This is a genomic window from Pseudomonas sp. PDM01 (genome assembly GCF_014852325.1).
GTDB lineage: Bacteria > Pseudomonadota > Gammaproteobacteria > Pseudomonadales > Pseudomonadaceae > Aquipseudomonas > Aquipseudomonas migulae.
In genome coordinates, this window is the sequence record NZ_JACVBK010000007.1 from 225,210 (window position 1) to 248,873 (window position 23,664).

General features: G+C 59.7%; 17 protein-coding genes. 5 read left to right on the forward strand and 12 right to left on the reverse strand.

From position 1 onward, the window contains the following. Positions 1-123 precede the first annotated feature (123 nt). Genes IB246_RS19230 through IB246_RS19240 form a run of 3 tightly spaced genes read left to right on the forward strand, consistent with a single transcriptional unit; the run spans position 124 to position 3,380 of the window. Positions 124-2,316, forward strand: a complete 2,193-nt coding sequence (locus tag IB246_RS19230) for an FUSC family protein (RefSeq protein WP_008044480.1) — start codon at positions 124-126, stop codon at positions 2,314-2,316. Further along, positions 2,306-2,506 carry a DUF1656 domain-containing protein gene (locus IB246_RS19235; RefSeq protein WP_008025348.1) on the forward strand — a complete coding sequence of 67 codons (201 nt, stop codon included), beginning with the start codon at positions 2,306-2,308 and terminating at the stop codon, positions 2,504-2,506. The genes IB246_RS19230 and IB246_RS19235 overlap by 11 nt, the downstream gene beginning before the upstream one ends. Positions 2,507-2,531: 25 nt before the next feature. After that, positions 2,532-3,380: an HlyD family secretion protein gene (locus tag IB246_RS19240; protein ID WP_008044482.1), complete on the forward strand. Its 849-nt coding sequence runs from the start codon at positions 2,532-2,534 to the stop codon at positions 3,378-3,380. Positions 3,381-3,516: 136 nt separating this feature from the next. Here IB246_RS19240 and IB246_RS19245 read toward each other — a convergent pair whose 3' ends face one another. The 3 genes from IB246_RS19245 to IB246_RS19255 all read right to left on the reverse strand — a co-directional run bounded on the left by IB246_RS19245 (position 3,517) and on the right by IB246_RS19255 (position 5,359). Beyond that, on the reverse strand, positions 3,517-3,915 hold the full coding sequence (locus tag IB246_RS19245; RefSeq protein WP_008044483.1) for a DUF4440 domain-containing protein: 399 nt from the start codon (positions 3,913-3,915) through the stop codon (positions 3,517-3,519). Between the two features lie 121 nt (positions 3,916-4,036). Continuing rightward, positions 4,037-4,861 (reverse strand): SDR family oxidoreductase, encoded by an 825-nt coding sequence (locus tag IB246_RS19250; RefSeq protein WP_008044485.1) that lies wholly within the window; start codon positions 4,859-4,861, stop codon positions 4,037-4,039. A 33-nt stretch (positions 4,862-4,894) separates the two neighbouring features. Further along, positions 4,895-5,359 carry a hypothetical protein gene (locus IB246_RS19255; protein WP_008044486.1) on the reverse strand — a complete coding sequence of 155 codons (465 nt, stop codon included), beginning with the start codon at positions 5,357-5,359 and terminating at the stop codon, positions 4,895-4,897. Between the two features lie 160 nt (positions 5,360-5,519). Between IB246_RS19255 and IB246_RS19260 the strand changes: the two genes are divergently transcribed. Together IB246_RS19260 and IB246_RS19265 are read left to right on the forward strand one after the other, a co-directional pair. Continuing rightward, a complete protein-coding gene (locus IB246_RS19260) occupies positions 5,520-8,321 on the forward strand; it encodes an RHS repeat domain-containing protein (protein ID WP_008044487.1) in 2,802 nt (933 codons plus the stop codon). A gap of 156 nt (positions 8,322-8,477) precedes the next feature. Next, on the forward strand, positions 8,478-11,141 hold the full coding sequence (locus IB246_RS19265) for an RHS repeat domain-containing protein (RefSeq protein WP_008044488.1): 2,664 nt from the start codon (positions 8,478-8,480) through the stop codon (positions 11,139-11,141). Positions 11,142-11,226: 85 nt separating this feature from the next. Here IB246_RS19265 and IB246_RS19270 read toward each other — a convergent pair whose 3' ends face one another. From IB246_RS19270 to algK, 9 genes are all read right to left on the reverse strand, one after another. Then, positions 11,227-12,678, reverse strand: a complete 1,452-nt coding sequence (locus IB246_RS19270; RefSeq protein ID WP_008044490.1) for a mannose-1-phosphate guanylyltransferase/mannose-6-phosphate isomerase — start codon at positions 12,676-12,678, stop codon at positions 11,227-11,229. 190 nt (positions 12,679-12,868) lie between these two features. Beyond that, positions 12,869-13,525 carry an alginate O-acetyltransferase AlgF gene (locus IB246_RS19275; protein ID WP_008044492.1) on the reverse strand — a complete coding sequence of 219 codons (657 nt, stop codon included), beginning with the start codon at positions 13,523-13,525 and terminating at the stop codon, positions 12,869-12,871. Positions 13,526-13,539: 14 nt separating this feature from the next. Beyond that, entirely contained in the window at positions 13,540-14,715 is a 1,176-nt protein-coding gene (locus IB246_RS19280) for an alginate O-acetyltransferase (RefSeq protein ID WP_008025360.1), read from the reverse strand. An 11-nt stretch (positions 14,716-14,726) separates the two neighbouring features. Then, entirely contained in the window at positions 14,727-16,292 is a 1,566-nt protein-coding gene (locus IB246_RS19285) for an MBOAT family O-acyltransferase (protein WP_008044499.1), read from the reverse strand. 204 nt (positions 16,293-16,496) lie between these two features. Beyond that, positions 16,497-17,618: a mannuronate-specific alginate lyase gene (locus IB246_RS19290; RefSeq protein ID WP_008044501.1), complete on the reverse strand. Its 1,122-nt coding sequence runs from the start codon at positions 17,616-17,618 to the stop codon at positions 16,497-16,499. 7 nt (positions 17,619-17,625) lie between these two features. After that, a complete protein-coding gene (locus tag IB246_RS19295) occupies positions 17,626-19,074 on the reverse strand; it encodes an alginate O-acetyltransferase (protein ID WP_008044503.1) in 1,449 nt (482 codons plus the stop codon). A gap of 10 nt (positions 19,075-19,084) precedes the next feature. Continuing rightward, a complete protein-coding gene (algG, locus tag IB246_RS19300) occupies positions 19,085-20,656 on the reverse strand; it encodes a mannuronan 5-epimerase AlgG (protein ID WP_008044505.1) in 1,572 nt (523 codons plus the stop codon). Positions 20,657-20,682: 26 nt separating this feature from the next. Then, entirely contained in the window at positions 20,683-22,167 is a 1,485-nt protein-coding gene (locus tag IB246_RS19305; protein ID WP_008044507.1) for an alginate export family protein, read from the reverse strand. Next, on the reverse strand, positions 22,164-23,663 hold the full coding sequence (gene algK, locus IB246_RS19310; protein ID WP_008044508.1) for an alginate biosynthesis TPR repeat lipoprotein AlgK: 1,500 nt from the start codon (positions 23,661-23,663) through the stop codon (positions 22,164-22,166). Before algK ends, IB246_RS19305 begins: the two co-directional genes overlap by 4 nt. Position 23,664 lies beyond the last annotated feature (1 nt).

The following is a 23,664-nucleotide window of genomic DNA, read 5'->3' on the forward strand; positions in this document are numbered from 1 at the left end:
TGTAGGAGTGAGCCTGCTCGCGATGAGGGAGTGTCAGTCGACATCGATGTTGAATGTCAGACCGCTATCGCGAGCAGGCTCGCTCCTACAGGTCCCCGGTCAGACTGAATTAAGCAGGATTTCATGACTCCCTTGCCCGCACCGCTGCGCTGGCTGTACACCCTTGAATGGCGCCGGGGTTTCTTCGACTGGGCACGCAGCGACGGCGTGACCTGGGTCTACATTTTCAAGGTGTTGTTCGCCGCGTTCCTGACCCTGTGGCTGGCCATGCGTCTGGAATTGCCGCAACCGCGCACGGCGATGATCACCGTGTTCATTGTCATGCAACCGCAAAGCGGCCAGGTGTTCGCCAAGAGTTTCTACCGCTTTCTCGGCACGCTGACCGGGTCGGCGGTGATGGTCGCGCTGATTGCCTTGTTCGCACAGAACACCGAGTTGTTCCTTGGTTCGCTGGCGATCTGGGTCGGCATCTGCTCGGCCGGCGCGGCGCGTTCTCGTAACTTCCGCGCCTACGGATTTGTGCTGGCCGGGTACACCGCCGCGATGGTCGGCTTGCCGGCCCTGGCGCACCCGGAGGGCGCGTTCATGGCGGCGGTCTGGCGCGTGCTGGAAATCTCGTTGGGGATTCTCTGTGCCACGCTGGTCAGCGCTGCGATCCTGCCGCAAACCGCCAGCGCGGCGATGCGCAACGCTTTGTATCAACGCTTCGGTGTGTTCGCCTTGTTCGTCACCGATGGCTTGCGCGGTCGCAGCAAACGGGACGCTTTTGAAGCGAGCAACGTGCGCTTCATCGCCGAGGCGGTCGGCCTGGAAGGGCTGCGCAGCGTCACCGTGTTCGAAGACCCGCACATGCGTCGGCGCAACGGTCGGCTCAGTCGCTTGAACAGCGAGTTCATGGGCGTCACCACGCGGTTCAATGCCCTGCACCAACTGCTCGAACGCTTGCGCAGCAGTGGCGCCGATCATGTGGTCGCGGCAATCAAGCCGGGCTTGCAGGACCTCGCGGAAGTGCTCGACGGTTTCAGTGGTCGCGCGTTGACCAGCCCTGACGCCGCACGCCTGGTGATTGCGCTGAGCGCCTACAAAGAAGCGCTGCCGGCGCGTGTCCGCAGCCTGCGCGCGACGTTTCAGGAGAGCGAGCCAAGCGACGCCGAGCAGCTCGATTTTCATACCGCGTATGAGCTGCTCTATCGCTTCGTCGACGACCTGCACGGTTATGCACAGACCCACGCGTCCCTGGCTGATCACAGCCATGAACGGGAGCAGTGGGACGAGCCTTTCACCCCGCAAACCAACTGGATGGCGTCTGCCGCTTCGGGGATTCGCGCGGCGTTCATTCTCGTGGTGTTGGGCAGTTATTGGGTCGCCACCGCGTGGCCGAGCGGGGCGATGATGACCCTGATTGCCGCCGCCACCGTGGGCCTTTCGGCGGCAACGCCGAACCCGAAACGCATGGCGTTCCAGATGGCCTGCGGCACGTTCCTGGGGGCGCTGATCGGCTTCGTCGAGATGTTTTTCATCTTCCCGTGGATCGATGGGTTTCCGTTGCTGTGCGTGATGCTCGCGCCGGTGATCGTGCTCGGTTCGTTCCTGACCTCGCGCCCGCAATACGCCGGTGTCGGCCTCGGTTTGCTGATCTTTTTCAGCACCGGTTCGGTGCCGGACAACCTCACCATCTACAACCCTTACACCTTCATCAACGACTACATCGCCATGGTGCTCGGCATGCTGGTGTGCGCCGCTGCGGGGGCGATCATCCTGCCGCCGAACAGTCGCTGGTTATGGCGCCGGTTGGAGCAGGACCTGCGCGGGCAAGTGGTGTATGCGATCGGCGGCAAACTGAAGGGCCTGGCGTCGAGTTTCGAAAGCCGCACGCGGGACTTGCTGCATCAGGCCTACGGTCTCGCCGCCGGTCAGCCGCAGGTGCAACGGGACTTGCTGCGCTGGATGTTCGTGGTGCTGGAAGTCGGTCACGCGATCATCGAGTTACGCAAGGAACAGGCGATTCTGCCGGTGCACCCGGCGTACGCCGAATCGCAGCCGTGGCGCCAGGCCATCCGCGTGATGGGCCGTTCGCTGGTGCGGCTGTTTCTGCAACCGGGCCAGAGCAATCTGCAGCGCTGCCTGATCGCGGTGGACCATGCGATCAGCCGCGTGCAAGCCACCGACGAGCCCTTCGCGCCGCACTTCGACACCTCGGCGTTGCGCCGGGTGAAGAGCTACCTGCATTTCATCCGCACCTCATTACTCGACCCGCAATCACCGCTTGCCGCCTACGCAATGACCACGCCCCAAGGACTTGAACATGCCTCGTGAAATCGCCTTCCACGGCGTGTACATGCCGACCATGACGCTGATGTTCTTCATCGCCGCGGTGCTGGCCTGGGCGCTGGACCGGTTCCTGTCCGGGTTCGATCTGTACCGTTTTTTCTGGCACCCGGCGTTGTTGCGCCTGAGTTTGTTTACCTGTCTGTTTGGTGCTTTGGCGCTGACTGTCTACCACTGACTCTCTATCTCTGAAGAAGGCTCTGATGAAAAAGCTTTTCAGCCTGCTCGCCACTCTGCTGGTGCTGGCCCTCGCGCTGTGGATTGGCCGAACCCTGTGGGTGCATTACATGAACACGCCGTGGACCCGCGACGGCCGGGTGCGCGCCGACATCATCAACGTCGCCGCCGACGTCACCGGTGAAGTGGTGGACGTGCCGGTGCGCGACAACCAACAGGTGAAGAAGGGCGATCTGCTGATGCGCATCGACCCCGAGCACTACCGCATCGCGGTCAAACAGGCGCAGGCACTGGTGGCTTCACGCAAGTCGACGTGGGAGATGCGCAAGGTCAACGCCCATCGCCGCGCCGACATGGATGCCTTGGTGATCTCCAAGGAAAACCGCGACGACGCCAGCAATATCGCAGACTCGGCCCTCGCCGATTACCAACACGCGCAAGCGCAACTGGAAGCCGCCGAACTGAACCTCAAACGCACCGAAGTGCGCGCGGCGGTGGACGGTTACGTGACCAACCTCAACGTGCATCCCGGCGACTACGCACGCATCGGCGAAGCGAAAATGGCTGTGGTCGATATGAACTCGTTCTGGGTGTATGGCTTCTTCGAAGAAACCAAACTGCCGCACGTGCGGGTGGGCGATAAGGCCGACATGCAACTGATGAGCGGCGAAGTGCTCAAGGGGCATGTGGAGAGTATTTCTCGCGGGATCTACGACCGCGATAATCCGGAAAGCCGCGAGCTGATTGCGGACGTGAACCCGACGTTCAACTGGGTGCGCCTGGCACAGCGGGTGCCGGTGCGGATTCACATTGATGAAGTGCCGGAAGGGGTGTTGTTGGCGGCGGGGATTACGTGCACGGTGGTGGTTAACTAACTTTTGGACCGAGTCGCGGCCATCGCGAGCAGGCTCGCTCCCACACTTGATCTCCGTCGTACATATATCTTGTGTTCACTGAAGTTTTACTGTGGGAGTGAGCCTGCTCGCGATGCAGGCGCCTCGGTCTTACAGCTCACTCCTTGCAAAACGTCTCATGCAAATGCCGCCAAACCACCTTTCCACCGGCCTGCTTCTCAAACACCACCGTCGAACGCCGGTCCGTCTGCTGGCCGGTCGCATCGGTCTGCTGCTCGCGATAACTCACGGTCGCGCCGTTGTCGGACAGCGCAATGCCACGCAACTCGCTGAGCTCAATCCTGAACCCGAGCTTCTTCCCGCCCGCCATCCGGAACAACTCGCCAAGCGCGTCGAAATCCAGCACTCGGCCCAACGGCGAGACCATGGAAAACTGCGGTGAAAAACGGGCGAGCAAGTGTTCAAGTTCGGTGACGTTTCGTTCTTCGGCCAGCCATTGCTCGATGGCGACGTGGGCCTGGATCACTTCGTCGAAGTATTCGGTGTAGTCGGTCATGTTACTTCCTGAAAATTTTGCAGAGTCTGATCTGACGCTTTCGCGGGCAAGCCTCGCTCCTACAAGGCTCGCGCAAAACCTGTAGGAGCGAGGCTCGCCCGCGAAGAACGATAACGCGGTCTCAAAGCTGCCCACTCAACCCGAACCGCTTCATCAACCCCGACTCCAGCAACCCTTTGGGCAGCAACCCCGCCAACAACGGCAACGCCCGGCTGCCATTGCCCAAACGAATCAGGCGCGGCGGTTTGTCCTGCTGCACTGCCTTGAGCAAACCGGCGGCAAACTCACTGGCCGGCGTCGGGTTGTCCTGGGACGCCTTGGCCCGCGCACGAATGCCCTCACGCAGCGGAAACCACGGTGACTGTTCGCTGATCAACTGCTCCGCCTCTGCCCCGGCATTCTTGGCAAAACTGGACGCGATGGCGCCCGGTTGCACCTCCATCACTCGCACACCGAACGGCGCCAGTTCCATGCGCAACGCATCGCTCAAGGCATGCACTGCGGCTTTCGAGGCGCAGTAAGCACCGGCAAATGGCGTGACCAGGACCCCGGAAACGCTGCCGATATTCACCACTATCCCTTTGGCCCGGCGCAGCACTGGAAACAGCGCGCGCGTCACACCGACAATCGCAAACACATTGGTTTCGAACTGCCGCTGCATGGCCGGCACACCGCCGTCCAGCAGCGGCCCCATGGCGCCATAACCGGCGTTGTTGATCAGCACATCGAGGCCGCCATGTTGCTGGTTGATCTGCCCGGCCAACGCTTCAAGTGCCACGCCATCGTTGACGTCCAGCTGCACGGCGGTGAAACCGGCCGCCGTCAACGCGGCAACGTCTTCAGCCTTGCGGGCGCTGGCCCAGACTTTATAACCGGCACCTTTAAAGGCATCCGCCAGAGCGCGGCCAATGCCGCTGGAACAACCGGTAATCAACGCAACGGGCATGGCGCGGTCCTTGTGCAAAGGGAAGAGTGGGGGTCAGTCGGAGAAACTACCCTGCAAACGCTCGGCGCGAAACTCCAGGGTTTGCGGGCGATAACCGGGACGCAGCGGCGGCATGGGCAGGCAATCTTCCCAGTTCGCCCCGGCTTGCAGTTCACCTGGGCCGCGATAACGCGGTGCGGCGTATTGATTGTCGGCGAGGTTGACCGTATCGCCCGGCGCGTAGGCAGCGACGCGCCAGCGCAGTTCGGTCAGCGGCACGTCGTTGCCGTTGTTCATTTTCAATAGCAAAGGGCGATCCGCCGGGCAGTGCTCCGGCGCGTAAGTGATGCGCAACTCAAGGCGCGCCAATTGCTTGACCTCGCGATTGTCCAGCCAGACCACCCAGGTGGCCACCAGCCCCAGTCCAATGGCGGCCGCCACCGAAACGGGCAGGGCCTTGGACGGGTAGCGCAGCAACAGGATCAGCCAGGTGATGACCAACAGGACGCCGATGAACATGTCGCACAACCTCGCAGGAGAGAGGCTCATCCTACCTAAGGGCGGGTGTGCTTGGCGATGGGCGTGGTGAGGGCGACCGTTTGTCGAGCCTGTAATTTGTGACAGTAGCCATGCATGGGTTTTCAGCATTAGCTGGTGCAAATCGACATGAAGACGCCTGATGCAACCTCAGCTGGCTTTCCTGCACCGCGACACCCCAAGCATGACGGTCGTTGAACCGCGGGGGCTGGCCGTGCGTTCGGTGGATTATTACCGCGCCGCGCAGGGTGAAGTCGCCGAAGCTCGGGTCAACCGCACGGTTCATGACCCGGCGGGGCGGGCGATTGCGCAGCGGGATCCGCGGTTGTTCCTGGAGGCTTCGGCACCGGCGAACCTCAGCAGCATCCTGTCACTGTCCGACACTGCGTTGAGTACCGTCAGTGTCGACGCCGGCTTGAGCGTGAATCTTTTCGGCGAGGCAGATCAACCGGTTCAGTCCTGGGATGGTCGGGGGTCGCAACGCTGGATGCACTATGACAATCAACTGCGCCTGACCGCGCTGTTCGAGCAAACCGCGAGGGGCGAAGCTGTTTGCGCAGAGCGTCTGACTTATGCAGCCAATGATCCGGCGTCTGCCGATCGCAATCAGTGCGGCCAATTGATCCGGCATGACGACCGGGCAGGCACGCAGCTGTTCCCGACGTTTGGATTGACCGGCGGGTTGCTTGAGCAGACCCGGCACTTTCTGCGTACGTTGGAAATCCCCGATTGGCCCGAACACGTGGACGAGCGCGATACCTGGCTGGAACCGGGATCTGGCGCGACCACTCGCTCACGCTTCAACCCGCTGGGCGAGGCTGTTGAACAGACCGACGCCCAAGGCAACCGTCAGTTGTTCAGCCACACCGTCGCCGGCCAGTTGCGCGAGGTACGACTGCAACTGCGCAGCGACACCACGCCAAAAACGCTGGTCAGCGCCATCCAGTACAACGCCCATGGCCAGACCGAACGGGAAGTGGCGGGCAACGGCGTGATCACCACGCTCGAATACGCCCCGGAAGATGCTCGTCTGACCCGCTTGCACGCCAGGCGCGGCAACGAAGTCCTGCAAGATTCCCATTATGAATACGACCCGACGGGCAACGTGCTGCGCATCGAAGACGACGCCGTACCGACTAGCTACTTCGCCAACCAGCGTATCGACCCGGTCAACGGATATGCCTACGACAGCCTCAATCAGTTGATTCGTGCGACGGGCTGGGAGGCCGGCGGCGCGAACAGAGGCCCACAGTTTTCGGCCTTCGACGATCCCGCGCCACGGGGCAATTACTGTCAGAGCTATCACTACGATCGGGGCGGCAACTTGTTGGGACTCATCCACGAGGGGCCGCAAAAGCATGGGCATCGTCTGGTCGTCGCGCCCTTCAGCAACCGTTGCCTGCCAGTGGTCGAGGGCGTGGACCCCGGCGAAGAGGATTTTCGCAGGGGCTTCGACGCCAACGGCAACCTGCTGACGTTGCAACCGGGACAAACCTTGAGTTGGGACCTGCGTAACCAGTTGTGCGAAGTGCGGCCGGTAGAACGAAACGGTGCCCCAGACGACAGTGAGGGTTACAGCTACGGATCCGACGGCATGCGCGTGCGCAAAGTCCGCTCGACGCAAACCAATGCCCGAACGGTTTTGGTTGAAGTGCGTTATTTGCCAGGTTTGGAAATGCGTACCCACAGCGGCACCGGCGAAGTGCTGCATGTGATCAACGTCCAGACCGGGCGCAGCAGCGTGCGGGTGTTGCACTGGGAAACGGCGCCGCCAAAGGACAGCGCCAATGATCAATACCGGTTTTGCCTGAGTGATCATTTGGGGTCCTCCACCCTGGAGCTCGACAGCGACGGCGAAGTGATCAGCCAGGAGCGTTATCACCCGTTCGGGACTACCGCCTGGTTTGCCGGGAGGGGGGAGGTAGAGGCGAGTCGTAAAACGGTTCGGTATTCGGGGAAAGAGAGGGATGCGACGGGGCTTTATTACTATGGGTTGCGGTATTACGTGGCTTGGTTGCAGCGGTGGTTGAGTCCGGATCCGGCGGGAATTATCGATGGGCTTAATCAATTTTGTTTTGTCGGAAACAATCCGTTGAACTTCATTGATCATTCCGGACTAACCCGACGTCGCGCGGACCAGGCTTATTTGGCAATGCAGCAAGGCGAGTTTTGGGGGGCGTGGCTGGACAAGGTGGAGGGACGAGGCCGTGAGTTGGGGGGATTGGAAATGATGCAGAAAATCAGTGCGGATAATTTGATAGAAGCTAGAAACATTCCCTTGGAACCTAGCGAGAGGGCATTCCTTAATAATTTTGTGGAAGCAGGTAAGGATAGCTACATAGTTCACTTTACGGGAAACGAAATCCCTCAGGATAAGAAAGGGGATGTTGTATTAAGGTCGCGTAAAAGCTTGCAAAAAAAAGGAATTAAATTTAATCAGGGCAACAGCAAGCCGAGTGATATTGATGATGTGGGTGGTGTCGATTTTGTATATTTTTCACTTGATGTTGCTCCTGATGCAAAGGTTAAAAGTAGATTTGGAGGGCATCGATATCAAATGAAGCTGGTTGACGCAAATAAATCACACTACGTTCAGTATGCTCATGTGCAGTTGAACGACATTCATGATTATGAATCACGTCAGACAAATCATTATCCGGACTATTTTTCTGAAACTGACGTTGAAATACTTAAAAAACAAGAGGTGGCCAAAGATCCTACCGAATTGATGTCTAGTCCGGAACATGCCATCGAGTTGCTGGGGCGTAGAATCATTCGCGACGTGAGACTGCTAAGTCCTGCGGCTCAGGAGAAAATCATGTCTTTAAGGGAGGGGCGTGAATTGGGTGAAGTTCTTAATGTATTTTATAGGCCGCAATTTGCTGTTCCCAAAAAAATGGTAATGAATAAAACAGATTTCGATCACAAATATATTGGTGAGTAAGCTGGGGTTTAGGTGGAATTACGCAAGTGGGGAGGCGAATCTGTCGTAATGCAAATCGACTTTTTATCGCGCCGACAGTCGCGGCTGTAACTTTTGACAGTAGCCAAGTATGGGTTTTAGGCATTAGCTGATCGTCATTCTTCGAGATGAATTGTCATGGATACCCAAGTAACGGCCATGCACCGCCATACCCCAAAGCTGATTGCCATCGATCCCCGCAGTCTGGCCGTTCGCTCGGTGGATTATTACCGTGCCGATTCGGGCGATATGGCAGAGGCGCGGGTCGATTACACGACCCATGACCCAGCGGGAAGGGCAGTTGCGCAGTGCGATCCGCGCCTGTTTCTGGATGCCTCGGCGCCGGCCAATCTGGTTACGATTCGTGGGCTCTCCGGCACCGCCTTGTGCACCCTCAGTGTCGATGCCGGGCTGCGCGTGAGTTTGTTCGGTGAGGCGGGCCAACCGGTTCAATCCTGGGATGGCCGGGGTTCGCAACGTTGGATGCACTACGACAATCAGCTGCGATTGACGGCGCTGTTCGAGCAGGCGTTAGAGGGCGAAGCGATTTGCGCAGAGCATCTGACTTATGCGGCCAACGATCCCGTTTCCGCCGCTCACAACCAGTGCAGCCAACTGATCAGCCACGCAGACCTTGCCGGTGTTCTGCTGTTCAACGACTACGGATTGACCACTGCGCTTCTCGAGCAAGAGCGACGTCTCGCCGACATCGCGCAGTCTTTTTCAACGCACTCACGCTTCAACCCAGCGGGTGACCTGCTCTCCCGAACCGATGCCCAAGGTAACGAACAACGCTTCAGCCAGACTGTGGACGGTCAGTTGCGCGCCGTGGATTTGCGTCTGAGCCACACGCCCCAACACCTGCCGATGGTCAGCGCCATTACCTACAACGCCCACGCCCAGGTCGAAAGGGAAGTCGCCGGCAATGGCGTGATCACCACCCTCGAATACGCCGCCGAGGACGGGCGTCTGCAACGGCTGTTTTCCCGGCTCGGCCAGAACGAGCCATTGCAGGATCTGCGTTACACCTACGACCCGGTCAGCAATGTGCTGAGCATCGAAAACGCCGCGCTGCCGATCCGCTACTTTGCCAATCAGCGTATCGAGCCGGTCAGCCATTATTGGTACGACACACTCTACCGATTGATCGCGGCCACAGGCTGGGAGGCCGGCTCGGTCAGGCAGGGCCCGTCGTCGGCAATGACGGCGGCCCCCGCCATGCCCGGCAATTACCGCCAGACCTACCGTTATGACGCCGGCCACAACCTGCTCGAACTGACCCACATCGGCCCGCAAAACCATGGCCATCGTCTGGTCGCCGATGCTCACAGCAACCGCTGCCTGCCGGTGCGCGAGGGTATCGAGCCGACTGAACAAGACTTCCGTGACAGTTTCGATGCCAACGGCAACCTGCTGAAGCTGCAACCGGGGCAAACGCTGCGTTGGGACGCGCGCAATCAATTGTGTGAAGTCCGCCCGGTGGCGCGTGATGCCGAAAACGACAGCGAGCATTACGTTTACGGCGCCGACGGCCTGCGCGTGCGCAAAGTCCGCTCGCTGCAAACCAATGCCCAAACGAACATCATCGAAACCCTGTATTTGCCCGGCCTGGAAATCCGCACCCACAGCGGCACCGGCGAAGTGCTGCATGTCATCGACGTGGCGACCGGGCGTGGCAGCGTGCGGGTGTTGCACTGGGAAGCGGGAAGACCGAACGAGATCAGCAACGACCAGCAGGGCTACAGCCTGACGGATCATCTGGGCTCGAGCACGCTGGAGTTGGATCAGCACGCCCGCCTCATCACCCAGGAAAGGTTTTACCCGTTTGGCGGCACGGCATGGTGGAACGGCGCGACGGTGCAGGTCAGCTACAAAACGGTGCGGTATTCGGGCAAGGAGCAGGATGCGACGGGGTTTTATTACTATGGCTTCAGGTATTACGTACCTTGGCTGCAGCGATGGCTGAATCCAGATCCGGCGGGCGCGGTTGATGGATTGAATTTCTATGCCATGGTTCGAAACAATCCAATGGTGGTGCGAGACTACAACGGTTTGGCAGGTGACGAATTATCCAAAGCATCTTTCCATGAGCTTGACCTTTCAACCCAAGGCTGGAAACAGCACTTGCTTGAAACTCAACTGTTGAATCTCCTGTTGCAGCGCCATGACAAGACGAAGGGAGGCTACGAAGAAACCCATGACTATCGCGTTTTCGAAGTGGGTGATCCGGAGTACGCCTTGACTGGGCAGGAAATCGTTGAGGCATTGGAGGGCTACCGCAAGACGTACCTGGACTTGGCGAATCGTGCATCCACTGCTGGAAAGTCGGAGTTGGGACTGTCGATGATAGAGCTTTCAAATCAAGCAGGGCGGATGCGTGATGTCGCTAAGGGCATTGATGGATCAACTGCTTCGGCAGCAGCGAACAAGCCTCGCTTCTTTGCATTGATGAAAGCAAAGCCGGAAAACGGAAAGCGAGAAATCCTGGCCATTCAGAAAATATCGATAAGTCAGCGTACCGCTGGTGAAGACAGGGCGTTTGTCAGTGGCGTTATTCAGAACCCACTCATTCGACCCGAGGTGAGGGGCGGTTTTAGCGATCTGCTTGGAAGAGAGTCGATACCTGTACTGAGGCGGGTGCGAACCTTCGTCACAGTTCGGAGTTTGAACGAGGTGGGCAAAAGCACAAACATGAAATATGTGCTGTTTGGCTCCTCAACCCAAAGAGATTCGGACGTGGCGCAAAGGATCAAGGCAAAGCCTATCAACACGCCTCTTTCGAGGTTAAACCTGAACCATTGATGATTTCCATAAAAAAAGCCCCCACCCAAACCACTGCGGATAGGGAACGCAGTGACCTGGATGGGGGCTTCTTTTTACCGATGACTTACTGCGCGATGGTCTTCACCGAAACCCCACGCTCAATCGGCGTGGACCGACCATAGATATCTTCAAACCGCTCGATATCGTCCTCACCCAGATAGCTGCCCGATTGCACTTCAATAATCTCAAGTGGAATCTTGCCCGGGTTGCGCAAACGGTGAACCGAAGCAATCGGAATGTAGGTCGACTGGTTCTCGCACAGCAGGAACACGTTCTCGTCGCAGGTCACTTCAGCGGTGCCGCTGACCACGATCCAGTGTTCGGCGCGGTGGTGGTGCATTTGCAGTGACAGGCACGCGCCCGGTTTGACCGAGATGTGCTTGACCTGGAAGCGACCGCCCATGTCCACCGAGTCGTAGGAACCCCACGGACGATAGACTTCGCAGTGGTTCTGGGTTTCGCTGCGGCCCTGTTCGTTGAGGGTGTTGACCATCTGTTTCACGCCTTGGACCGAGTCCTTGTGCGCGATCATCATGGCGTCCTTGGTTTCGACGACCACGATGTTTTCCAGGCCGATCACCGACACCAGTTTGCCGTTGCCGTGGATCATGCAGTTTTTGCTGTCCTGAATGACCACGTCGCCTTTGGTGACGTTACCGTTGATGTCCTTGTCATTTACTTCCCACAGCGACGCCCAGCAACCGACATCGCTCCAGCCGGCAGTCAGCGGTACGACGCAGGCGCGCTGGGTTTTTTCCATGACCGAGTAATCGATGGAATTGTCCGGGCAGCAGGCGAAGGTGGCTTCGTCGATGGTGACGGTGTCGGCGTCCTGTTGGCTGCGTTCCAGGGTCAGCAGGCAGGTGTCGTAGATGTCCGGATCGTGCTTTTTCAGCTCTTCGAGGAAGCGGCTGGCGCGGAACAGGAACATGCCGCTGTTCCAGAAGTAGCCGCCGGACTGGACGAACTCGGTGGCGCGTTTCACGTCCGGTTTTTCAACGAAGTGCGAGACGCGGCTGACGCCTTCCGGCAGCAGCGAGTCGTTGGTCGACTTGATGTAGCCGTAGCCGGTTTCCGGTTTGGTCGCCGGGACGCCGAACAGCACCATTTCGCCGTTTTCGGCGGCGACGGTGGCAAGGGCGAGGGCGCGTTGCAGGGCTTTCTGATCTTCCAGTACGTGGTCGGCCGGCAGCACCAGCATCAGTTCGTCGCGACCTTCGTTGACCAGCATCATCGCGGTCAGGGCCACGGCCGGCGCGGTGTTGCGGCCGAACGGTTCCATCAGGATGCGCTGGGTTTCCAGCTTACGGTTGCTCAGTTGCTCGTTGACGATGAAGCGGTGGTCTTTGTTGCAGACCACGATCGGGGTGTCCATGCCTTCGAACACCAGGCGTTCCAGGGTTTGCTGGAACAGCGTGTGTTCGCCGGTCAGGGCGAGGAATTGTTTAGGGAACTGCTTACGGGAAAGCGGCCAAAGACGTGAGCCACTACCACCTGACAAGATCACCGGAATCATGTTGTTACTCCTTGAAAATCGTATGGGTCAGAGCTACTGCGTTCTGTCGTTTCACTCTTGTTTTTGTTTCGTGTCCCGACTGACATCTCGGTCCCTTGTAGGAGCATGGCTTGCCAGCGAAGGCGGTCTCGAGGGCCTCTTCGCCGGCAAGCCGTGCTCCTACAGGGCACGGGTCAACCGGGTAAATTTGTTAGCGCGTCGAAACCGGGCGTTTTACCCAGACTGGCGACAGGCTGCTGCCGTTGCCGGTGACGTACAGCACCGCCGCTTCACCGCGTTCCAGGGCAACCGGTTTCACGTCGCCCACTTTCGTGGCGCCATCGTATAGCGCCAGGCTGACTTTGACCGGGTTGATTTCACGCTCGCCACGGCCCTTGGCGGCCACGGACGGGACCACTTCGGTCTTGCCGTCGGCGGTTTTCAGGGTCAGGGCCTTGTCGCTCAGGTTCTGTACGCGAACCAGGGATTTTTGCTTGTTCTTGAACGGCGGCTCTTCGATCAGTTGCGGCGCGCCGCTGGCGTTGTTGACCAGGGTGTAATAGTGATCGCCGGCCAGTTTCACCGGCAGGGTCTGGCTGCCGACCTTGGCGCTGTAGTCGCCGCCCGGCATGAAGCTGAAGTCAGTGCTGGACAGCGGCGCGACGTCGCTCAGGTTGGTGCTGCCGACGGTGGCGCTGACTTCAGCGTTGCCGGCGTTATAGACCCGTACGAAGCTCGAACCTTTAGGCGCGGTCGGACCGTAGAGGGCCGAGTCACCGGCGGCGAAGGCGTTCATGGACAGCACGCTGAAGGTTGCGGCCAGAGCAAAGGTCTTGGCGAGACGGCGAGGAGTAGTAGTGAAAGTCATGGTGTACCTCTCTTTCAGTTTTGCGCCCGGTCGGGCGTCTCGGATTTAGTGTTTACGGCTACGTTTTGTTGGCGGGCGCCGGCTTCTTTGAGCGCTGCGACCCACTGCGGGTCGGCGTCGCCGATTTCGTTGTTCACAGGCAGATAACGTTCAGGAAACTCCCAGATCAGCACCTGTGGCGGGCTGTTCTTGAAGGCATCGCTTTTCAGGTAGCTGAGCATCGGCAGAATCGGGCCGTGGCCGTCTTCGGCGTAATTGACCACGTCGCTGTTCAGCGCTTCTTTCAGCGCGCCGACGAAGTTCCAGTTCGGGTTGGCGCTGTAGCTGGTGCCGATCAGGGCCACCGGCACTTCGGTGTTGGCGAACAGCGCGTCATCACCGCCAGCCTGATCGTCGGCCACCACGGTGTTGCGCTTCTGCAGCGGCTCGGTCGCCGGCATCAGGTTTTCGAACAGTGGGTCAAGCGGCAGGAACAAACGCAGGTCACCCTTGTGGGTCACTTTCTCTGCCGGCTCGGTGACGAAGCGCTGAGGCTCGCCGCTGAGCGGGGTTTTCTCGGCGATGGTCTTGGCCAGGGTCTGGGCGGCGATTTGCGCGCCTTCCGGGGTCCAGTGGGTGTCGGTGCGCAGGAACACTTGCTGACCGTCGAGCTTGGCCTTCAGCAGGGGGCCGTACAGGTCGGGTGCGAGGATCTTGTTGGCCGCCAGACGAGCGTGGAAGTCCTCATAAAGATTGGCGTGAATGCTCGAAGGCTTCACTTCGCCCAGGTGTTCCGGATACAGGCGAGTCTTGGCCGGCACGATCGCCATCACCAGTTTCACGCCTTTCTCTTTCAGTTCCTGGCGCACGCCTTCGACCAGCGCGTAGTTGCCTTGCAGGTTCAACTCTTCGTTGACGATCGGGTTGAACTCTTCATCGCTGTACAACCACTGATCGCGACCGAGCACGACGCCCGGACGACCTTCGTTGAACAGTTTGAAATCCAGCGCAGCCCAGAGGTTGGTGCCCAGGCGCTTGATCGGGAACTCGTCGTCGTAGTGCGTTTCGACAGCCTTGGCCCAGCGGCCATTGAGCACCGTCGCATCGGCGTTGGTGCTGAAGCCGAAGAAGCTGCGCGTCGACCACAGGCCCAGGACCAGCAGGGTCACCAGGAACAGGGCGATGTAGAAGATGCGTAATGAGCGGGTCATGGTCAGATCCCTCAGAACTGGAAGTAAAGGAACGGCGAGAAGCTTTGCGCCGAGAGTTTGAAAATCGAGGCAATGAACAGCACCAGTACCAGCGTGCGCATCACGTAACGCGACCAGTCCGCCGTCCAGTAAGCCGGCTGCACGCTGGCTTCAACGCCAACGGTGTAACCCGGTTGGTGGATGCTGGCCGGGTTGTCGCCCGGTACGGCTTTGATCATTCCTGGTGTCGCACCGGCAGGGCCATCGGCCTCGACGTTGACCGCAGGTTTGGTCTTGACCGGTGGCTGGTTGCTGTAGAAGTCACGGATGCCGAAGAACGCCAGGGTTGCGTACGCCACCACCAGAGTCGCCACTTGCAGACCGGTGAGGTTGGCCTCGTTGAGTTCCGACAGCGACCACTCGCCGAAGCTGAACATCGCGCCGTACATACGACCGGCGACGTGCAGGTTTTCCGCGCGGAAGATCACCCAGCCCATCACTACCAGCAGGAAGGTCAGCGCCCAGCGGATCGGGTTGATGCTGCGCGGCGAAGTGTTCAGGCCCAGCGCTTTTTCAATCGCCAGCCACATGCCGTGCCACGCACCCCACACGATGTAGGTGATGTTCGCGCCGTGCCACAGACCACCGAGCAGCATGGTCAGGAACAGGTTGCGATAGGTCATCAGCGTGCCTTTGCGGTTACCGCCCAGCGTGATGTACAGGTAGTCACGCAGCCAGGTGGACAGGCTGATGTGCCAGCGACGCCAGAACTCGGTGATCGACTGGCTGATGTACGGCTGCTTGAAGTTTTCCATGAAGCGGAAACCCATCATCAAGCCCAGGCCGATGGCCATGTCGCTGTAACCGGAGAAGTCGAAATACAACTGCGCGGTGTACGCCAGCGCGCCGAGCCAGGCATCGCCCGTGGTCGGGTTCTGCAAGGCGAAGCAATGGTCGGCCACCACCGCGAGGGTGTCGGCGATGAAGACCTTCTTGATGAAACCCTGCATGAACCGCGTGCAGCCCTCGGAGAACTTGTCGAGGGTGTGGGTGCGGTTGTTGAACTGGTCGGCGAGGTCGCGGAAGCGCAATACCGGGCCGGCAATCAGGTGCGGGAAGATCGCCACGAACGCCGCAAAGTCGATCAGGTTGCGTGTTGCCGGGGTGTCACCACGGTAGACGTCGATGATGTAGCTGATGGACTCGAAGATGTAGAACGAGATCCCGATCGGCAACAGCACGTGGGTCAGGATGAACGGCGACAGACCCACCGACGTCATCATCGCGTTGATGCTGTCGACACCGAAGTTGGCGTACTTGAAGTAGCCGAGAATGCACAGGTCGACGGCCACGCCGAGCAGCAGCCAGCGCTGGGCCGGTTTGGTCCGAACGCCTGCGGCGCCGACTTTGAGGCCGATCCAGTAGTTCCACAGCGTGACGGCGGCGAACAACGCCAGGAAGTCCACGCGCCACCAGGCATAGAACACATAGCTGGCGATCAGCAGCAGTAGGTTGCGATAGCGTATTCCGCTCAAGTAGTACATGCCGAGAAAGATCGGCAGGAACAAAAACAGGAACACGTTGGATGAAAATACCATCCCGGTCTCTCCATGTTTAACCAACAGTCAAGGGCCGCAGCCCCCCCAAACCCCCCCACCAAAAAACGAGGGAGATGTATTGCATTCAAACCACCGCGATCCTTGTAGGAGCGAGGCTTGCCCGCGAAGGCCGTTACGCGGTGGAACTGATGAACCGTGTCATCGTTCTTCGCGGGCAAGCCTCGCTCCTACAAGGGTTATGCGTTAAGAACCTTTGCCTTTTTCGTTCGCCGGGTCGTAGACCTTGGTCAGGTCACCCCCGAGGCGGAAGGTCTTGAACGGCTGCATCTCGTGCTTTTTCTCAAGCACATCCGGCGAGCAGGTGTAGAGCGTGCAGAACGGTTCGAGCCAGGCGAATTTCGAGTCGACCTTGAGGTCGGTCATGTCCTGCTCCTTGCCGTTCTTGTTCTCGAATTCGTCCGGGTCTTTAACCCCGGCGAGCACTCGATCACCCAAACGTTTCAACGCGCCGTTGTTTTCCTGACGCAGATCCACACCGTTGACCTGGGCGAAACTGGCGATCATCGCCAGCGGTGGCAGGGCGTAGTTGTGATAGGCGAGGGCGCGTTGCTGGCGCTTGAGTTCGTTGGGCAAGAAGCCTTGGGCGTCGACCTGATTGGCGCCGACCTTGTATTCCTTCACGGCCCAGTCGAACAGGTCGCGGCGGTTGGTGGCGACGGACGTTGCCATCACCGACCAGGCGGCCCAGTACGAGTGGTTGTTGGTTTGTTCCAGCGGCAGGTTGTCCCAATCGCTGACCACCTGATCGGCCATTTTGCTGAACCAGGCTTCAATCAACTGCGACTCTTGCTGGTGGTTCGCCAACGGATGCGAGTCGGAGAACTTCAGGCGGATGTACGAAGACGCCATGCTGCCCAACGCCCATTTGCGCATCGATTTGCCGGTGTGGTTGAAGTCTTTGGACATCAACGCATCGGCCTTGGCCCAGGCAGTCAACCAGTTCAGCGTGCATTCGAGCTGTTCCGGGCGACCGTCACGCATGAACTGCATCACGCGCTTGCTGGTGCCGCGCTCGATCTTGGTGATGTCGGCCGTGGTGTCGCGGAAGGCTTTTTCCGATACCTCGTTCAGGGTCGAACGGGCCTTGTCGGAACCTTCGTATTTGCTGCGAAATTGCAGCGCGCCGGTGTACGGCGTCGGCATCGCGTCACAGCCTTCTTTGCTGTCGCCGGTTTTGACTTTTTCAATCGGCGCGAAGTAACCCTGTGGCGGACGCAGCGGCGCGGCGGCCTGGGTGGCGCCGGCGAACATCGCCAGCGTCAGCAGGGAGGGCGCGAGTAGCTTTTTCAAAGTTCGGGTTTGCATGATTGCCTCATTGCCCGACCGAAGCAGTACGCTGCTCGGCACTCGGGAACACGTTGCGTTTGCAGATTTTCGCTTCGACTTTCTGCTGCGCGGCACCTGCTTCAGGACCCTGGATTTCGACGGCCAGCAGATTCTGCGAGGCCCAGTCTTCGTCCGTGCGCAACTCAAAGGCGAAACGCCCGTCGGTGTCGGAGGTTTCCGGTTTTTCGATCTTGATGTCCTCGTGGCGACCGTTCATGTACCAGAGGGTGGCTTGCAGGGTTTTCACCGACGGATCGGCGAAACGGATGTCGACCTGGTGACTGCTGTTTTGCAGGTTCAGGTTCTTGCTGTTGACCATCAATTCGTTCTTGCCCGGTTTCAACGTGGTGCTGCCGGACATCTGTGCATCCTTGCCTTCGCAACCGTTGTCCAGCAGCGCCATCATCTGGCGGTAGATGGTTTCCTGGTCGAGGCGGTAGAGCGGCGAGAACTCCCAGATCAGAATCTTCGGCGGCTTGGTCTGGAACTCTTCGCTGCCCAGGTACTGCAGCATCGAACCTTCCAGGCCACCGCCGGGGAACGCCACGTTGAGGATGTCGGCGCCGATGGCCTCTTCGAGGAAACCGGCGAAGTTGTAGTTCTTGCCACTGTGGCTGGTGCCGACCAGGGTGATTTCCGGGTTGCCGGAATCACTGAACAGATCGCCATCCGCTGCTTCGCCTTTTGGCTCGGTGGTGAATTGATCCATGTACTGGATCGCGTAGCTGGTGCCACAGAGTTGACCGGCCATGTTGTGCAACGTTCCGGTCTTGCCCATGCGACCCGACCTGTGGCTCTCGAATTCACGCTTGGGAATGCCGGCAAACTCAGGCAGTTGCTTGATTTTCTCGCCGACGATTTTTGCCGTGCGCTGGGCGCCATACGGCGTCCAGTGCTGGTCGCCACGGAAGTAGAAGTCGTGGGCGGGCAGGGTGTCGGGCAGCGACTCGTTGGTCAGCGGCGACAGGTCCGGCACCACGTAACCCATGGCGGCAAAGCGGCCGAGCATGGTCTTGTAGTTCCTCAGCGCCTTGTCGAAATCGAACCTGGCCTTGTCTTCCGGGTTGAGCTTGTTGCGGTTCACCAGGCCACGAGTGGGTTGGTAAACAATCACCAGCTCCACGCCTTTGCTCTTGAACGCATCGTGCAGTTCTTTCATGCGTTTGTAGCCGGAGGGGGTGGTGTCGAATTCGGTGCGCAAGTCTTCTTGCGTACGGAACAACCAGTCGCCCTGAGCCTGCACCAGCGTGGTGAAGTTCTGCTGGTAACGCGTGGTGTAGTTCTTCGCGTCGTGGGCTTCGGGGCACAGGTTGCAGCACGGTTCGGCGCTGAAGGTCGGCGCTTTGGCTTCATCTGCACGAACGCCGCCGCTGGCCGCGAGAATGCCGGCGGTCAGGGCCGACAGGCTGAGTAATTTGATCAAGTGTGGGTGCATAAAATTATCCTCAGTCCCGCATTTCGGTCTGGCGTTCGACAGGGTCGATCAGCACGGCTTTCTGCTGGCGTACCAGCAGGTCGAGAATTTCATCCTGACGCTCGCCGAGAATCCCGCTGAAGCTGATGCCGCTGGATTTGGTCGGGGCAAGCATGGACACGCGATACAGCTCGACGCTCAGCGGCGAGTCGATGGACAGCGGGCCACTGCCGTTGCCGGCCAGTTCACCGCCGACAACGATCAGCGACACCTGGGCGTCGAACGGGTCGAGCTTGATGTCCCGGTCGGTGTCGCTCAGGTCCTTGATGTGGCCGTAGACGCCGGTCAGGCCGTTGGCCATGGACAGGTTTTCGTACAGGCGAATGTTCACGCTGTTACGAATGCGAATGCCGTGGCGACGGTTGCTGATCACCTTGTTCGCCCACAGCAGGTTGTCGGCACTCTCGTAGAGGGTGATGCCGTCGGTGTGGTTCTTGTAGATCTCGTTGTAGGCGATGATGTTGTTGACGCTGTTCCGGTCGATCACCAGGCCCGACAACTTGTTGTCGTAGCTGCGATTGTTGAAGATGAAGCTGTCGTTGACCTCACGGGAAATAATGATCCCGTGCTTTTTCTTGGTCCCGTAAACGGTGTTGTCGGCGATGATCAGGCCGTGCGAACGGTCATGCGGGTCGATGCCGTAGACGATGTTGTCTTTGTAGGTGTTGCCCTTGACCACGAAGTCGCGGGTTTCGTAGCAGTAGAAGCCGTACCACATGTCCGAGAACTCGGAACCGATGATCCAGCCGGTCGGTTCAGGACGCTTGAGCACCTTGGCCATGTTCGGCGTGTACTGGGAAATACTCACGCCATACGACTTACTGTTGGCGTAGCCGAAACTGGCCATCTTGCTGTTGGCGATGTAGGTCTGGGTGCCGCCCCAGGCCAGCAGGAACGGACGGAATTCATTCGGCGACTTGAACGTCGCCGGGCCGTTGTCCTTCTCGCGCCAGCCAGTGATTTTGGTGTCGCGCACAAACAGCTGGCCGTCGTTGACCAGGAATGAACCGGCCTCTTGGGACAGGCGCAATTCCTGGGTCTGTTTGTCGATTTCGAGGATGCCTTTCTCACCGACCACAATCGGCAACTTCGCCAGGAACACGCCCGGCGAGGTTTCGCTGAAGTACTGCTTGGGCAGCTTCTTCGCCAGGTCCTTGAGGTTCATGTAGCCGTCGTCGATGAAGATCGCCTGCGGGATACCGTGCTGACGCACCACCCATTCGGCCATCTTGTTGTCGCCGCCGATGAAGTCCTTCAGCGCGTTCTCTTGCATCATCCGACGCACGCTGATTTTGCCGGCCTTGGTGCGCACGATTTTCGCGGCGATGGCGTCGGCGGTGTAGCCGGCGGTGTCCGGCAGCGTCGGCTTTTCCAGTTCCAGCGGCGCGGTCGGGGCGCTGCTGACGGTGTAGGTCTTGGCCTGTTGCAGTTCCTTGGCCATGGTTACCGGCTTGGTCGGTTCCACGTTGGCGAAGGCGGCCGAGCTTGCCAGCAGCATCGCGCCGGCCAGCAAGGTCAACGAGCCTCTCTTCGGACTGTTCATGTCAGGAACTCCCTTAGCGGTTCGCATCAGAAGCGCCAGATCACGTCGATGAACGCGCGGTGCATGTACGAGTCGACTTCTTTGCCATAGGCATCGCCCGGCTTGAACACGCCGCCACGCAAGCGCACCAGGGCCGACGGTTCGTCGATCGACTGGCTCAGCGCGGCAGGCAACAGGCCTTGCTTGAAGTACTTGGTGACCACAAGGTCCATTTCCTGGCCGAGGTCTTTGTTGCCATCTTCCAGCGGCAGGGACGTGCTGGAGAGAATCGCGCCGGTTGGGTCGGTGTCGTTCTCGACGGCGTTGATGCCGTTGCTGCCCACCGGCTTGTTGCCGTCGACGCGCCAGAATTTGTGGTAGATCACGCTGGCGTCGTACTCGTCGTTGAGCATCCACGAACCGAACAACGTAGCGGTTTGCATGTTGTTCATTTCGCCGCGGAACGCTTCGCCGAAACGGTGAACCCGCGAGCGCGTACCGGTGTAGTTCGAGCGGTTGCTTTCCAGGCCGTTCTGTTCGTAATCGGCACTGGCGCGGGCATAGGCTGCACCCACTTGCCATTGCGGATCGAGGCGCAGGCGCACGCCGATATCGGTGGCCCAGCCGTTGAGGTCTTCACCGCGCTTGGCTTCGGTCGGGCGGGAGCCGTCGGCGTTCAGCTGATTCACCGTGTCGGTGTCGCCGCTCATGCCGGTGACGCTGCCCCAGTAATTGACGGTGTTGGTGTTGCGGTAGTTGTAGGCGTCGCTGTCAGCGGTGAGGCCGAGCCAGCTGATGTCGCCGTTCTGTTTCTTGTCCAGCGAGTCGCCGGGCACGCCCGGTTCCGGGTAGTCGAGTTTGCCGTCGTCGTGGGTGTGATGACCGCGAATGCCGACCCAGTTGCCCGGTGTCCACTGATACGCCGCGTCGGCGTAGAGGTGCAAGCGATCCTTGTCTTTCGGCGCCAACTCTTTGAGGTCGGTGCGGTATTCGCTGAAGCGTTCGGCGACGCCGACGTTGGCGCGCAACAGTGTGGTGTCGAAGGTCCAGTTCAGGGCTTCGATGTTGGTGTCGCGCCATTGGCCGTCGTCGTTGCGCAGGCGCTGACGACCGAGCTTCAACTGCTCGCCCGGATACGGTGTCAGGCCGCTGTAGCCGACCCAGAATTCGCGCATCGCCAGGTAGTTTTTCTTGGTCTTGCGATCACCGTTGTCGGTGGTCTGGGTGCCGTCGCTGTCGGACTGCTGCAAGGTGTCGGTTTCGATGATGTCGGTGGACGTCACGGCCTGACCCATGGCGTAGGCGCTCCACGCGCCGCTTTCGCCGTAGACCCAGGGACGCAGGTCGAGACCGACGCCATTGACGTCGCCGCCGCTGGCAGTGCCGAGGTCACGGTCGTCTTCGGACTGGCCGGTGATTTTTACGTCCAGACCGAAATTCTTGGTTTCGGTGATTGCCGCCAGGGTCGGGCAAGACCAGATCAGCGCAAACGTCAGGCCGATGCCGGCCTTCATGAATGGATTCAACTTCATAGGGATTCCTCGCCGTCTTCTTCTTGCAGGGCATGCAGTTCCAGCGTGTTCTGGCTCAAGGCGCCACGAACGGCCTGTTCTTGTTTCAACAGGCGTTGGGCCTCGGCCAGCTGGGCAGGCGGCAGTTGGGCTTCGAGAGTTTGCGCAAGCTCGGTGGCCTGCGGGGTGTTCTGGGCCTTGGCCAATTGGCTGAAGACATAAGCGTTAAGCGGGTCGGGCTTGGTGCCCTTGCCTTGGGAAAACAGCTGGGCGATGGCGAAGTCGGCGCTGTTCTGGCCGTTGCGCGCAGCGGTCAGCAAGTGGTCCAGTGCCTTCTGCGAATAGACCTTGCCCAGGTAACCACGACGGTAGATCTGGCCGAGGTAGTAATCGGCGGCGACTTCCTTGCCGACGGCTTTCTGGAAATGTGCTTCGGCGACTTTCGCGTCCGCCGGCACCCATTTGCCTTCGTAGTAGAGCTTGCCGAGCAACAGTTCGGCGCGCGGCTGGTCAGCGGCGCGGCCGTTGTCCAGGTACTTCATCATCGTGTCGACGTCGCCGAGTTCCGGGAAGTCGTAGAGCAATTGCGCCAGGCTGACCCACGAAGCGGGGTAGGCGGGGGCGATGTCTTCGAGCAGCGCCTGAGCGGTTTTTTCGTCGGTCTTGCCCAGGCTTGCATCACCGAGCACACGAGCAACGCTGTCCACGCGCTGAGCGGAAACGGTGCCACGGGTATGTGCCGCTTGCATCTGCTTGATCAGCTCAGCTTGCTGTTCCGGTTTGCCTTGTTTCTGGTAAACCGTGGCCAGCTCGACGTAGCAGATATCGGTGGTGTTCAACGCCGCTTTGCAGATCGTTGCGACTTCGTCCAGGTGCTGGTCGTAAGTGCCTTGGGTGCGATAGAGCAGCACCTGGGCCAGGCCGGCTTCCGGTTTGCCTTCGGCGCGCCATTGGCTGATCTGCTGTTGCGCGTTGACGTTGGGGAAACTGTGCGGGTATTGCAGGTACAGCATCGCCAGCGGGATCAGCGTGTTGCCTTCGCCATTGGCCGAAGCCTTTTTCAGCAGGGCTTCAGCTTCGTGCTGTTCGGCTTCGGTGGAACCGGGTTTGGCCACCAGCAAGCGACCCAGGCGAGCCTGCGCTCGCGGCGAGACGTCGGCCGCCGCGCGGTAAGTCGCCTCGGCCTGCTTGAGCTGCGCCGGGTCGCGGCTGTCGACCTGGATATCGGCGAGGCCTACTTGGGCCTCGCTGTAGCCCAGGTCGGCCAGTTGCTTGTAGTTCTGCTGAGCCAGCGCGGTGTCGCCGCGCTTGAGCGCTTCATTGGCCAGACGCTGGTCGGGCAGACCGGCGCAACCGGCCAGGCTGACTGCCAATGCCAAGGCACACACTGTTCCAATGTGGGAGCCAGCCTGCTGGCGATTCAGGCTGCGCGGTGCATCAGTTGAACCGCGTTGATCCCATCGCGAGCAGGCTCGCTCCCACAGGGTCTGCGGTGTGTTCAAGGTAGGAGTCGTCACA